The following is a 12,992-nucleotide window of genomic DNA, read 5'->3' as shown; positions in this document are numbered from 1 at the left end:
GGCGACCATAAAAAAAGGGCCTCGTTTTCACGACGCCCTTTTCACTTTTATTTCAGCAGATTACGCCTGCAACAGCGTATTCATACGGCGAATAAACAGGTTTGGATCTTCCAGCGTGCCGCGTTCTGCGAACAGCGCCTGATCCAGTAACAGTTCGATCCACTCACTGAACTGGTCTTCGTCAGCCACATCAGATGCACGTTTCACCAGCGCATGTTCAGGGTTCAGCTCGAAGATGTATTTCACTTCAGGCGCTTCCTGACCGGCAGCGGCAAACAGTTTGGCCATTTGCGTGGTCATCTCGTCAGCACCGGTGGTCACAATGGCTGGCGTATCGGTCAGACGGTGCGTCAGACGCACTTCTTTCACACGCTCACCCAGCAGCGTTTTCACGCGCTCAACGAACGGCTCCAGCGCTTTTTCCGCTTCTTTCTGCTCTTCGCTTTCGTCAGCCAGTTTGTCCAGAGTGTCGTCAGCCTTGCTGACGGACTGGAAGACTTTGCCATCGAACTCAGTCAGATAGCTCATCATCCATTCATCGATGCGGTCAGACAGCAACAGAACTTCGATGCCTTTCTTACGGAACAGTTCCAGATGCGGACTGCTCTTCGCCGCGGCGTAGCTGTCGGCTGTGATGTAATAAATCTTGTCCTGACCTTCCACCATGCCCGCCACATACTCTTCCAGCGACAATGTCTGCTCGCTGCTGTCGTTGCGGGTGCTGGCGAAACGCAGCAGTTTGGCGATGGTTTCTTTGTTCGCGCCGTCTTCTGCCGGGCCTTCTTTCAATACCAGACCAAACTGTTTCCAGAATTGCAGGTATTTTTCGTTGTCGTCTTTCGCCAGTTTTTCCAGCATTTGCAGAACACGTTTGGTCAGCGCACTGCGCAGGTTCTGAGTAATGCGGCTGTCCTGAAGAATTTCACGGGACACGTTCAGCGGCAGATCGTTGGAATCTATCAGACCACGCACGAAACGCAGGTAGTTCGGCATGAACTGCTCGGCTTCGTCCATGATAAACACGCGCTGAACATACAGTTTCAGGCCGTGCTTGTGATCGCGGTTCCACATATCCCACGGCGCCTGTGAAGGGATGTACAGCAGGCTGGTGTATTCCTGCTTACCTTCAACGCGGTTATGGCTCCAGCTCAGCGGATCACTGAAGTCATGGGAGATGTGTTTGTAGAACTCAACGTATTCTTCGTCGGTGACTTCAGACTTGCCACGGGTCCACAGGGCCTGTGCCTTGTTGATTTGTTCCCAGGTGACAGTGCCGTCTTCTTCGTTACGGGTTTCGACTTCAACCGGCAACGCAATATGGTCAGAGTATTTGCTGATGATGGAGCGCACGCGCCAGTCATCAAGGAATTCGTCCTGATCTTCGCGCAGATGCAGGGTGATTTCAGTCCCGCGATCGGCTTTCTCGATATCCGCCAGGGTATATTCACCTTCACCGGCAGATTCCCAGAACACGCCTTCGTCGGCGCTGGCACCGGCCGCACGGGTGCGCACGGTCACTTTATCGGCCACGATAAAGGCAGAGTAGAAACCGACGCCAAACTGGCCGATCAGCTGGCTGTCTTTCGCCTGCTCAGAACCGACAGATTGCAGGAAAGCTTTGGTGCCGGATTTGGCGATAGTACCGAGGTTGTCGATGACTTCATCGCGGCTCATACCGATACCGTTGTCGCTCAGCGTCAGGGTGCGTTTTTCTTTATCAAACGCCAGACGCACGTGCAGTTCGCCATCGCCTTCATATAACTCAGGCGTGGACAGCGCGCGAAAGCGCAGTTTGTCAGCCGCATCGGAAGCGTTGGAGATTAACTCACGCAGGAAAATTTCTTTGTTTGAATACAGAGAATGGATCATCAGATGAAGAAGTTGTTTTACTTCAGACTGGAATCCGCGTGTCTCTTGTCCTTTCATACTCATCAAATTACCTCAATCCAGATACTGTTATTGACCAAATCAGACGTTGAGGAATAAGTGGGGTTAGGGACGGGGGTTTTCAAGCATGCGGCAAAATAATTTAGAAGAAATTCAGCAGGACAGGAGAAAGTAAACCGGGCGCGCTGCGCTGCGCCCGATCCATAACAGTCAGAACTTGAAGGGATTACGTCCGGCGAGGGAATGTGACAGCGTGGTGCCGTCCACCATATCCAGTTCGCCACCGACCGGCACACCGTGCGCGATACGGCTCGCCAGCACGCCGTACTGGCCGCACATTTCAGCGATGTAGTTGGCCGTTGCTTCACCTTCGACCGTCGGGTTAGTCGCAAGGATCACTTCCTGAATGTTTTCACTTTCAAGACGCTCTTCCATGCGGCCCAGACCAATGTCGTCCGGCCCGATGCCATCAAGCGGTGACAGGTGACCCATCAGCACAAAATAGCGACCAGAGAACTGACCGGTTTGTTCTATCGCGTGAATGTCTGCCGGGCTTTCCACCACGCAAATCTGGCCGTTTTCTTTACGCCGTGGATTGGCGCAAATCGTACAGATTTCCTGCTCGGTGAACGTACGGCAATCGGCACAGTGGCCGATTTCAGACATCGCACGCGTTAAAGACTGCGCCAGCCGCATTCCGCCGCTGCGATCGCGTTGCAGCAGCTGAAATGCCATACGTTGCGCAGACTTCGGGCCAACGCCCGGCAGGCAACGCAACGCCTCCATTAAAGATTCAAGGAGAGGGCTGGTTTGCATCAGAACGGCATCTTAAAGCCTGGTGGCAACTGCATGCCGCCAGACACGGCTGCCATTTTTTCTTTCTGAGTTTCTTCGATACGACGTGCAGCATCGTTGAACGCCGCAGCGATCAAATCTTCCAGCATGTCTTTATCGTCTTCCAGCAGGCTTGGATCAATTTCAACGCGACGCACATTATGCGCACCGTTGATGGTGATTTTTACCAGGCCAGCGCCTGATTCACCGGTGACTTCCAGCAGAGCGATTTCCGCCTGAGCCTGTTGCATTTTTTCCTGCATTTGCTGGGCCTGTTTCATCAGGTTACCAATGCCGCCTTTTCCAAACATAGTCTTCTCTCTCAGCAATGGCCGCGTCACAATCGCGGCGTTTAAATTGGGCGGATACTTTCTTCATCAAGCTCTGCGTCGAAGAACCGGCGCAGTGTCTGAATGTTGTTATCCGCAATAATTGACTGACGCGCCTGCGCCAGTTTTTCTTCATAAATGGCCTGTCGCCACTCAAGCGGCGTTTTCACCGCCAGATTATCATCTTCCAGCACGGTGAGTTCAACCGGTGTCTGATGCAGCGCCGATAAGGCCTCTGCCAGCACTTTCTGCGCGGACGGCGAATTCAGATGCTTTTGCGAAGAACGCAGGTGCAGGCAGATTTCGCCCGGTTCCGGCTGTTCCCGGTACGCATTCAGCGCCAGTTGCTGAACCAGTTTCGGAATGGTCAGACGGCTGATTTCGGCTGCCCATTCATCACGTTCAATCGCTTCTTCTGCCAGACGGGAAGCCAGTTCCGGCGATTTTTCATGCTCAAGGGCCGTTCGCAAGGCCTTCGGCGTGGCCACTGGTTCGGAGGACTCTTCCGGCTCAGTCAGCGCTTTCCAGCGGTACGCTTCTTCTTTGACCGGCGCAGCGGGCTCTTTTTTCGCGCTGGCCTGTGTCTGCGCACGTTCAGTCACCGAAGCGAGGCGCTCCAGTGCTGAGTTTGCCGGCCGCGCTTTTCCTGGCGCTGCCGGCTCAGCTTTTTTTGGGGTGGTACTCCCCTGCTGCCTGAGTAATTGTGTTCGCGCCTGCAACAGCTGTGCGGTGGAATCCGGCATCGAAGCCGGTTCTGCACTGCCGTGCGGCGGTGGCGAATCATTGTGGCCCTGCTGCGGCGACGGCTGCTGCGGTGTGGCGGCGCGCGGCGCGGCATGCTGTGCGGGTGCGTGAGGTTGCGGCGCAACGTAAGCAGGTGCCGCGGCCGGTTGCGGAGCCGGTTCAGCAATGATCACTTTCGGATGGAAGGCCAGCGCGCGCAGCAGCGTCATTTCAACGCCCATGCGTTTGTCCGGCGCGTACGCCAGCTCTTTGCGGCCAATCAGTAAGGTCTGGTAATAAAGCTGAACGTCAGCCGGCGGAATGACACGCGCCAGTTCACGCAGGCGTTGCTCAATCGCCGCGTAATGATTATCGAGCACTGACGGCAACAGCTGAACCATGGCAATGCGGTGCAGCAGCGCCAGCGTTTCTACCAGCAGATTTTCCCAGTCCACGCCACGGGACGCAGCTTGCTCGACCTGCGCCATCATCTGACCGCCATCGGCGCTGACCAGCGCTTCCAACATCGCCAGCGGCTGTTCATCGTCGAGGGTGCCGAGCATTTGTGCCACGGTTTCGGTGGTCACCGCGCCCTGCCCCATGGCGATGGCCTGATCGGTCAGGCTCAGCGCATCACGCATACTGCCGTCGGCAGCACGGGAAAGCAGCTGAAGCGCGCGCGGTTCAGTGGCAATGGTTTCCTGAGTTAATACGTTTTCGAGCTGTTTGCGGATTTGTTCCGGATCCAGCGCTTTAAGATGGAACTGCAAACAACGCGATAAAATCGTGACCGGTAATTTCTGCGGATCGGTCGTCGCCAGCAGGAATTTGACGTGCGCGGGCGGCTCTTCCAGCGTTTTCAACAGCGCATTAAAGCTGTGACGCGAGAGCATGTGCACTTCGTCAATCAGATAGACTTTGAAGCGGCCACGGGCCGGCGCGTACTGGACGTTATCCAGTAATTCGCGGGTATCTTCAACTTTCGTCCGGGAGGCGGCGTCGATTTCGATCAGATCAACAAAACGGCCCTGTTCGATCTCGCGGCAGTTATCACACACGCCGCATGGCGTGGAGGTGATGCCGGTTTCGCAGTTCAGTCCTTTCGCCAGCAGACGGGCAATGGTGGTTTTCCCCACGCCACGGGTACCGGAAAACAGGTAGGCGTGATGGATGCGCCCGAGCGACAGGCCATTAGCCAGTGCGGTCAGCACATGTTCCTGTCCGACGACGTCGGCAAAAGTTTGGGGGCGCCACTTACGGGCAAGAACCTGATAGCTCATTAACACTTCATCGTTGATTTATAATGAATAATTTGACGATACACGAAAAAACATCGTTTAACCCGTCTTTCTGCGCTGGTCTGCGAAACGGAGACTGAGGACTCAGCATAATGATGCCGGAGCCAGACTGCCACTCCTTAGTGTACCAGCAGGGTCGCCATCATTCCTATTACTTTACTTTTTGCGCAGCGCGCCGCAGTTTCTCCGCCTTCGTCCTCCTCCTGATAATTCGCGTCAGGGGATGAGGGCAAATTTTGTGCACTGATTACACTCAATTCACCTCTGTTCCGATAATGCTTCCTGCCCCGCGTAAGGAGAGCCATGAAACGCCTGACACTGCCGTTATTACTGCTCGTTTCCCCTGCTGCCCACAGCTGGACGCTGCAAGGGTTCCCCACGTTTGCCGAACCGGTGAGCGGAATATTCATCAGCCAGGCCGCGCTACCCAAAGGTCAGCGCGCACTGGAATTACATCAGGATAATCAGTGCTGGCAACCCACCGGCGCGGTAAAGCTTAACGAGATGCTGTCGCTGCAACCCTGTGAAAAGAATGCGCCGGTTAGCTGGAAACAGTTCCGCGCAGGGGATTATCAGGTACGGATTGATACCCGCAGCGGCACCCCCACGCTTCAGCTGAGCCTGAAAACGGTGCAGGAAAGTGTCGTCGCCGTGACAAAAACTTGTCCGCGATGGGATGGCAAACCGCTGAACGTCGATGTCTCCGGCACATTTGCCGACGGCGAAACGGTGCGCGACTTTTATTCCGGCCAGAACGCACAGGTCACCGGCGGTCACATCACGATGACACCCGATCCGGCCAGCGGCGGCCTGCTGTTGCTCGAATCTGCGGAGCACAAAAAATCCGCCGCCTTTAGCTGGAAAAACGCCACGGTCTATTTCGTGCTGACCGACAGATTCGAAAACGGCAATCCGGATAACGATCACAGCTATGGCCGTCACAGTGACGGAATGCAGGAAATCGGCACTTTCCACGGCGGCGATCTGGCCGGGCTGACCGGCAAGCTGGATTATCTGCAACAACTGGGCGTCAACGCGCTGTGGATCAGTTCGCCGCTGGAACAAATCCACGGCTGGGTCGGCGGCGGCACCAAAGGCGATTTCCCGCATTATGCCTATCACGGCTATTACACCCTCGACTGGACAAAACTGGACGCCAATATGGGCACCGGCGAAGACTTGCAAAAACTGGTCAGCGAGGCGCACAAACGCGGGATCCGCATTCTGTTTGACGTGGTGGTCAATCACACTGGCTACGCCACGCTGGCGGATATGCAAACCTATCATTTCGGCTCGTTATATCTGAAAGGCAACGACATCGAAAAAACGCTCGGCAAAAACTGGACCGACTGGAAACCCGGCCCCGGCCAGAACTGGCACAGTTTTAATGATGACATCAATTTCAGCGACAAAGACGGCTGGAGCACCTGGTGGGGCAAAAAATGGGTCCGCACCGACATTGGCAATTATGACTCACCCGGTTATGACGACCTGACCATGTCGCTGGCGTTCCTGCCGGATATCAAAACCGAATCCACACAAGCCAGCGGCCTGCCCGTTTTCTATCGTAACAAGCCAGACACCGCCGCCCGTGAAATTCCGGGGGCAACGCCGCGTGATTATCTGGTGACCTGGCTCAGCCAGTGGGTACGGGATTACGGCATTGACGGATTCCGTGTCGATACCGCTAAACACGTGGAAAAACCGACGCTGGCCTTACTCAAAACCCGCTCAGCCGAAGCGCTGAAACAGTGGAAAGCCGCCAATCCGTCCCAGGCGCTGGATGACACGCCATTCTGGATGACCGGTGAAGCCTGGGGTCACGGCGTAATGAAAAGTGATTATTACGACAATGGCTTTGACGCAATGATTAACTTTGATTTTCAGGATCAGGCCGCGGCGGCGCTGAGCTGTTTTGCCAATATCGATGCAACTTATCAGCAGATGGCAGAAAAAATGCAGGATTTTAATGTGCTGAGTTATCTCTCATCCCATGATACCCGGCTGTTTTTTGCCGCTGATGCCAAAGGATCTCTGTCTTTGCAGCAACGCGCAGCCGATGTGCTCCTGCTGGCACCCGGCGCGGTGCAGATCTTTTACGGCGACGAAAGCGGACGACAGTCTGGCCCGACGGGCTCGGACCCTTTGCAGGGAACGCGATCTGACATGAACTGGCAAGAGCTGACCGGCGCGAAACAGGCGCTGCTCACGCACTGGCAAAAGCTGGGCATATTCAGGGAGCGGCATCCGGCGGTCGGCGCAGGGGTACAGAAATCGCAGCAGACGGCGCAATATTACGCCTTCAGCCGTCAGCATAATGACGATAAAGTGGTAGTGGTCTGGGCGGGAGAAAGCGGAAAAGAGTAACGCAGAAAGCAAAAGGCCTCGCGTTAACGGCGAGGCCAGTTCACATCAACTGTTTATATCAATCAATGCCCGTCGAAAGAAACCAGGCTGTAACAGTGAATGTTCAGGGAGTTCAGGCGTTTTTCACCGCCCAGTTCCGGCAGATTGATGATGAAAGCAGCATCGGTCACTTCCCCACCCAAACGGCGGATCAGTTTCGCTGTGGCTTCAATGGTGCCACCCGTTGCCAGCAGATCGTCGATCACCAGAATTTTTTCGCCCGGCTGAATGGCATCCACGTGGATTTCCAGACTGTCAGTGCCGTATTCCAGATCGTAGGTTTCGCTGATGGTTTCACGCGGTAATTTACCCGGTTTGCGCACGGGCACAAAGCCTACGCCCAGAACCAATGCCACCGGGGCGCCAAACAGGAAACCACGCGCTTCGGTGCCCACCACTTTGGTGACTCCGGCATCGCGGTAACGATCGGCCAGTAATTTAATGCTTTCAGCGTACGCTTTCGGGTCTTCCAGCAAGCTGGTGACGTCGCGGAACAGTATGCCTGGCTTAGGGTAATCAGGGATGGTTTTAATACTGTCTTTAATAAACTGAAGCTGCTGTGCGGTAGCGGTCATAATGTCATTGCCTGATATAGCTGCTGTTCATACTTAAACGCGGGCGGTCAAATGTCCCCCGTCATGCCTTGTAAAAAGCATGTCGTCTAAGGAAGGAAATTGGGAGCGCACCGACGTACGAGATGCCCAAATCTATGCAAAGCCGCTTTAAAAAGCAACCCGCAGCCGGACATGATCGCCTTTTTTATTGCTCAAGGTCAACCACTGGTAATCGCCACATCATAAACAGCAGCATAAACATCATGCAGAGTAATAAAATACGCACCCATAATAACGGCACAAAATATATCGAGACGGCGAAAGTGACCAGAATCAGGGCAACCGCTTTGGTTTTTGCCCCTTTCGGCAATGCGCGATGTTGTTGCCAGTGGCGCAAATAGCTACCGAACCAGGAACGGTGCAGCAGCCAGTGATGAAAACGCGGCGACGAGCGGGCAAAACACCAGGCGGCCAGCAAAAGAAACGGTGTGGTAGGCAGTAATGGCAGCACCACACCCAGCGTCGCCAGCACCACGCAGATCCAGCCAACGATAATCAGTAGTACGCGTTTCATTCAATTCCTTTTAATTCGGATAAACCACGGCAAGTATTGCTCCGGCCAGTGTAAACTGACGCGGCAAAGCTGTCATATTTGCGAACTATCAATGGAGATTTCCCGTGAGCACAGAACGAATTTTACATGTCCTTGATCAGCAGATCGAAACACTGTCGCGGGAAATTGAACCTATCGGCCATGTCTCCGCCACGCAGGCGCGCTTCGATATCGCCCTTTTTTCCACCAAAGGCACACGCCTGCGGGATTATCTGGCAGAAATCAAAAATAATTTGCGTCAGCTGAATCAGGAAGTGGCAGAAAAGCGTTCCGCTCAGGTGGCTTTTATCGCAGAGCGGCTGGTGGCACAAATCACCGCCATGCAACGCGAACTCGCCACCCAGACCCTGCGGAAAACGCATCAGACCCCGGAACGTAAAAGTCATGATAACTACACCAAACTGGCGGAAACACAGCAGTTTGAGCGTCGGCTGATTGCGATGATTGAGGACCGGGAAACGACGCTGGGACAACTGTCGACGTTCAGCGATCAGCAGCGCGTACAAAAGGAGCTGGCGGCATTAGAGGGACGGCTTATGCGTTGCCGCCAGGCGCTGGCAAAAATCGAGCGCCAGATTGAAAGACAGGAAAAAGGTTTTTGAATCTTTATCACATTTTTTTAATCCGGCCTGCTAACCCGGCCTTTTGTTATCTATAATGATAAGTCCAAAACCTGCTAATTATAATGTTGGCCAATATGTCAGTAGAAAATGCGCCTCCCGAACTTCAGCTTGCTGTCGATCTGATTTACCTGCTCGAGTGCAATGAAATCGCCCCTGAAACCGCCCTTGCCGCACTGGAAATTGTGCAGCGCGATTATCAGGAAAAGCTGAAAAACAGCAAAAGTTCGCTTTCAGTGAGTTACCTGTAAACCGTCAGCCTCGCTGAGCGCCGACGTGTGGCTGGTCAGGGGATCTGATACTTTCCCCTGATTTGCACTCCCTCCCTAACCTTGCGTGACCGCGTCCGGTTCATCTCCCGGCTGCCTCATCATCCGCTTCACTTCCTGAATTTCATTACCGTCCTGATTATGCAAATACACTTCGAGCTGATTGAAGGCGATATTGATGCCGTTCTCACGGCAAAGTTTATCAATGCTGCGGTTCAGCTCATCGACGGTGTAACTGCGGTCACCTAATTCACGGACATACACGCGCAATTCATGATCCAGCGTGCTTGCGCCGAAGTTAAGGAAAAATACCAGCGGCGAAGGATCGTTCATTACCCGCGGGTTTTCATGCGCCGCCTGCAATAAAATCTCCTTCACTTTGTCGAGGTCTGACCCGTACGCCACGCCGATTTTTATCAGCACGCGGGTCACGGTATCCGTCAGCGACCAGTTGATCAGCCTTTCGGTCACGAAGGCTTTGTTGGGAATAATCACTTCTTTACGATCAAAGTCAGTGATGGTGGTGGCGCGGATCCGGATCCGGCTGACCGTGCCGGAGAAGCTGCCGATAGTCACGGTATCGCCGATACGTACCGGGCGCTCAAACAGGATGATCAGGCCGGAGACGAAGTTGGCGAAAATTTCCTGTAAGCCGAAACCAAGACCCACCGACAGCGCGGCCACCAGCCATTGTAATTTGTCCCAGGAGACACCGAGCGATCCGAGCGCAGTCACGGCACCGATCACCGTGATCGAATAGGTGAGGATCGTGGTAATCGCGTAAGAGGTGCCCTGCCGCAGTTGCAACCGCGAGAGAACCACCACTTCAAGCAAGCCCGGTAAGTTGCGCGTGAGCACATAAGCGACAATCACCGCCAGGAAGCCGAGCAGTAAATTCCCCAGCGTCACAGTTTGCTGTGTCACCGTGCCCGCGACCGTGCCGGAGTAATGCCACAGCGAAATACTGTCGAGATAAGAGATGACCGTCAGTAAATCCGACCAGATCCAATAGAACACCGACGCGAAAATAAAGAACAGCACCATGGTGGTCAGTCGCAATGACTGCTGGTTGATCTGATCCAGCCCCAGCGGAGGTTCTTCGACCGGTTCATTTCCTTCCACGCCGTCTTTGACCGCCGTGGTCTGACGCCGTGCCAGCGCACGCCGGTACGCCAGACGCCGTGCCGCCACGCTCAGTCCGCGCAGCGCGGTAAGGTAAATAATGTTCCAGAATATCAGCAGATACAGGCTGTCAAGCCAGCGCCCGGCCAGACGCAGTGTGGTGTAAAAATACCCCGTGACCACCAGCCCGACGAGGAAAGCCGGCGCCAGCGCGATAGCCGTCACCATCACCAGACGAATGCTGTGTGAGTCTTTATCCCGCCAGCCGTCGCGCGCGATCGGAAAGACCAGCACCGTCAGCGCAATAAGCGTCAGGAAAATCACCACCTGCCCGATGATGTCATCCACCAGACCGAGCGGCGCTTTTTCACCACGCACCGACCAGAAAATCAGTGGTAACATCACCAGACTCAGGCGGATCACCGAGCGGCGGTAATGCGCACAGGTCGTTGCAGGCATCGCGAAGTGGCGCTCATTGATTCCACCGGGTTTCAGTATGCGATAGCAGAATCCCATCACCAGCTGGAAAACGGCCAGCCGCTGCGAGAGCGTCCATAAGAAGTCGTTGAGTGCGATATCGCACTGCGAAAACCAGTAACCAACACCGAGCATCAGTAATACGCCCGGCAACACGTTGAGCACCATCAGCAACAGCGCCTGCGGCGTGTGCATCTGGCTGTCGCGCCTGAGCTGCCCGACATCGTTACTCAGGCTTTCGATCCGCTGATTGATGTATTTTCTTCGCCACAGCAGCACAAGGATCGCCACCAGCAACGGAACGGTCACCGGCAACGAGTGAATCGCGCCCAGCATCAGCTCGCCACGGGGAATGCTGATGCTCAGACTGCTCAGCTGGTTTTTGACGTCACCGGGCAGCGATTTGATGAACTCCCAGTTCATCGGCTTATTACTGCTTACCCAGAAAATCTGCTGCGTCAGCGTTTCCGTCAAAGACTGGTTGATGCTGAGCAACTGCTGCTGATTAATCTGCAAATTAATCGCCAGCGAAAGCTGATTACCGAGCTGTTTATTCAGCTGATCCAGCAATTCGCGGCGCATATCGACGATCTGATCTAACGCGTCGCTGATATCTTCATTAATGGTTTCTTTACTATTGCTGACCACGCCCTGAATGTAGCTGTCACCCTGAAACAGCGCATCACGCTGCTGGTTAATTTTGAACTGTTCCAGGCGTAAATCTGCAATACGCGTACTCATGTCGGTCACCAGCCCTGAAGGCGGGATGGTATTTTGCTGCTGCTGATAAAGGATGCGCGACAACAGGAGGCTGCCCTTGAGCACGTTAATCTGTTCTTTCAGGTCGTGCTCCGCCTGCGCTGAACGGTCCAGCCAGTTTTTCACCGTGATGTTGTTTTGCACCAGCTGATTGCCCTCTTCGGTCGCGGCAATCAGACGCTCACTCAGCTTGCGGTTGATGTCCAGCTCCTGCGCCACCAGCGGGTCGTTCTGAATATTGGAGGTGTCGTCCGGCGTCTGGGCTTCTTTCGCGGTGCGCTCGGAGAGGATCAGGCGTTTGCCGTTTACCACCTCCTGTAATAACTGAGCGGTATGTTCTAGCTGATTGATATGCGCATTGGTGTAATCACGTTGTTTTTGCAGTAAATCTTGCAACGTGGTGTTGGCTTCAAGACTTTTACGTTGCAAATCAATCTGCGCATTCAGCAATGCCTGCTGGGTCACCAGCATGGTTTGCTGCGTATTACGTAAATCCTGCTGTCCTGGCGACATCCCGTTAAGCTGATTGCGGATTTTCTGGATGGCCATGGAATAGGAATACATGGCGTTCTGCACCCTTTCCGGCTGGGTTTGCAGGGAGATTAACTGGGTGTTGAACGTCGAGAGATCTTCCTGTGAAGACTGAAGATCGTCGAGGGTATCGTTAAGACGGTTCTCCAACTGGCGCAGGGCCAGAGAAGAAAGCTGCGCTTTATTCACGTCGTCTTTCGCGCTGTTTTTGAGTTGATCGAGCCCGTCCATTGCTGCGCGCAATTTCTGCGGCGCTTCGGTCACCTGCTGATGCAATTGCGTGGCATCCTGCTTCACGCGATCCAGCGCATCAAGGTACTCGAGGGTGTGAATCAAATCCTGTTGTGACAATTTATCAACCGGCGTGAGATTTTTTTGCCGGTTAAGGGCATCGAGCTGGTTTTGCACTTCATTGCGGGAGGGAACATCGTTACTTGCCGCCAGAGAAGGAAGCGAGAAAAGTAAAAGTGCTGCGCACATAATGAGCGAATAAATACGAATTATCCCGTGTTTTTTCCGGGTTAATGTGCGTTCAGAAGGTGCGGTCAGAAACCGGATCAACATACGTAA

The 12,992-nt window shown here is 54.2% G+C and carries 10 protein-coding genes and 1 other annotated feature; of the genes, 3 read left to right on the top strand and 7 right to left on the bottom strand.

What is annotated here, in order from left to right:
* Positions 1-60 precede the first annotated feature (60 nt).
* The 4 genes from htpG to dnaX all read right to left on the bottom strand — a co-directional run bounded on the left by htpG (position 61) and on the right by dnaX (position 5,053).
* The gene (gene htpG, locus ACQZQY_RS10585; RefSeq protein WP_056771993.1) at positions 61-1,926 is read right to left on the bottom strand and encodes a molecular chaperone HtpG; all 1,866 of its coding nucleotides are present in this window, start codon (positions 1,924-1,926) and stop codon (positions 61-63) included.
* A 171-nt stretch (positions 1,927-2,097) separates the two neighbouring features.
* Complete coding sequence (recR, locus tag ACQZQY_RS10580) at positions 2,098-2,703, bottom strand: recombination mediator RecR (RefSeq protein WP_056771197.1); 606 nt, start codon at positions 2,701-2,703, stop codon at positions 2,098-2,100.
* Positions 2,703-3,032 (bottom strand): YbaB/EbfC family nucleoid-associated protein, encoded by a 330-nt coding sequence (locus tag ACQZQY_RS10575; RefSeq protein ID WP_056771195.1) that lies wholly within the window; start codon positions 3,030-3,032, stop codon positions 2,703-2,705. Before ACQZQY_RS10575 ends, recR begins: the two co-directional genes overlap by 1 nt.
* Before the next feature lie 41 nt (positions 3,033-3,073).
* A complete protein-coding gene (gene dnaX / locus ACQZQY_RS10570) occupies positions 3,074-5,053 on the bottom strand; it encodes a DNA polymerase III subunit gamma/tau (protein ID WP_431297067.1) in 1,980 nt (659 codons plus the stop codon).
* Positions 3,677-3,741: a sequence feature (DnaX frameshifting element), on the bottom strand. Its footprint overlaps the gene before it by 65 nt.
* 321 nt (positions 5,054-5,374) lie before the next feature.
* Here dnaX and ACQZQY_RS10565 point away from each other — a divergent pair.
* Positions 5,375-7,438: an alpha-amylase gene (locus tag ACQZQY_RS10565; RefSeq protein ID WP_431297066.1), complete on the top strand. Its 2,064-nt coding sequence runs from the start codon at positions 5,375-5,377 to the stop codon at positions 7,436-7,438.
* A gap of 62 nt (positions 7,439-7,500) precedes the next feature.
* Here the strand turns inward: ACQZQY_RS10565 and apt are convergent, their stop codons facing one another.
* Together apt and ACQZQY_RS10555 are read right to left on the bottom strand one after the other, a co-directional pair.
* The gene (gene apt, locus ACQZQY_RS10560) at positions 7,501-8,052 is read right to left on the bottom strand and encodes an adenine phosphoribosyltransferase (protein WP_056771179.1); all 552 of its coding nucleotides are present in this window, start codon (positions 8,050-8,052) and stop codon (positions 7,501-7,503) included.
* 184 nt (positions 8,053-8,236) lie between these two features.
* The gene (locus tag ACQZQY_RS10555; protein WP_431297065.1) at positions 8,237-8,605 is read right to left on the bottom strand and encodes a DUF454 family protein; all 369 of its coding nucleotides are present in this window, start codon (positions 8,603-8,605) and stop codon (positions 8,237-8,239) included.
* A gap of 104 nt (positions 8,606-8,709) precedes the next feature.
* Between ACQZQY_RS10555 and priC the strand changes: the two genes are divergently transcribed.
* Both priC and rsmS read left to right on the top strand, forming a co-directional pair.
* The gene (priC, locus tag ACQZQY_RS10550; protein WP_056771173.1) at positions 8,710-9,246 is read left to right on the top strand and encodes a primosomal replication protein PriC; all 537 of its coding nucleotides are present in this window, start codon (positions 8,710-8,712) and stop codon (positions 9,244-9,246) included.
* Between the two features lie 95 nt (positions 9,247-9,341).
* Positions 9,342-9,515 carry a pleiotropic regulatory protein RsmS gene (gene rsmS, locus ACQZQY_RS10545; RefSeq protein WP_072158052.1) on the top strand — a complete coding sequence of 58 codons (174 nt, stop codon included), beginning with the start codon at positions 9,342-9,344 and terminating at the stop codon, positions 9,513-9,515.
* A 75-nt stretch (positions 9,516-9,590) separates the two neighbouring features.
* On the opposite strand, the gene mscK is transcribed toward rsmS, so the two are convergent.
* Positions 9,591-12,986, bottom strand: a complete 3,396-nt coding sequence (gene mscK / locus ACQZQY_RS10540; protein ID WP_431297064.1) for a mechanosensitive channel MscK — start codon at positions 12,984-12,986, stop codon at positions 9,591-9,593.
* Between the last annotated feature and the right edge of the window lie 6 nt (positions 12,987-12,992).

The sequence above is a fragment of the Rahnella sp. PAMC25559 genome (genome assembly GCF_050632365.1).
GTDB lineage: Bacteria > Pseudomonadota > Gammaproteobacteria > Enterobacterales > Enterobacteriaceae > Rahnella > Rahnella rivi.
Note: the sequence above shows the minus strand (reverse complement) of the source record. Positions and strands in the feature narration are given on the sequence as shown.

Bases quoted from the DNA above. Each gene is read 5' to 3' on its own strand.
- htpG (WP_056771993.1), bottom strand. From the start codon at position 1,926: ATGAAAGGACAAGAGACACGCGGATTCCAGTCTGAAGTAAAACAACTT.
- ACQZQY_RS10555 (WP_431297065.1), bottom strand. From the start codon at position 8,605: ATGAAACGCGTACTACTGATTATCGTTGGCTGGATCTGCGTGGTGCTG.
- dnaX (WP_431297067.1), bottom strand. From the start codon at position 5,053: ATGAGCTATCAGGTTCTTGCCCGTAAGTGGCGCCCCCAAACTTTTGCC.
- mscK (WP_431297064.1), bottom strand. From the start codon at position 12,986: ATGTTGATCCGGTTTCTGACCGCACCTTCTGAACGCACATTAACCCGG.
- recR (WP_056771197.1), bottom strand. From the start codon at position 2,703: ATGCAAACCAGCCCTCTCCTTGAATCTTTAATGGAGGCGTTGCGTTGC.
- ACQZQY_RS10575 (WP_056771195.1), bottom strand. From the start codon at position 3,032: ATGTTTGGAAAAGGCGGCATTGGTAACCTGATGAAACAGGCCCAGCAA.
- ACQZQY_RS10565 (WP_431297066.1), top strand. From the start codon at position 5,375: ATGAAACGCCTGACACTGCCGTTATTACTGCTCGTTTCCCCTGCTGCC.
- apt (WP_056771179.1), bottom strand. From the start codon at position 8,052: ATGACCGCTACCGCACAGCAGCTTCAGTTTATTAAAGACAGTATTAAA.
- rsmS (WP_072158052.1), top strand. From the start codon at position 9,342: ATGTCAGTAGAAAATGCGCCTCCCGAACTTCAGCTTGCTGTCGATCTG.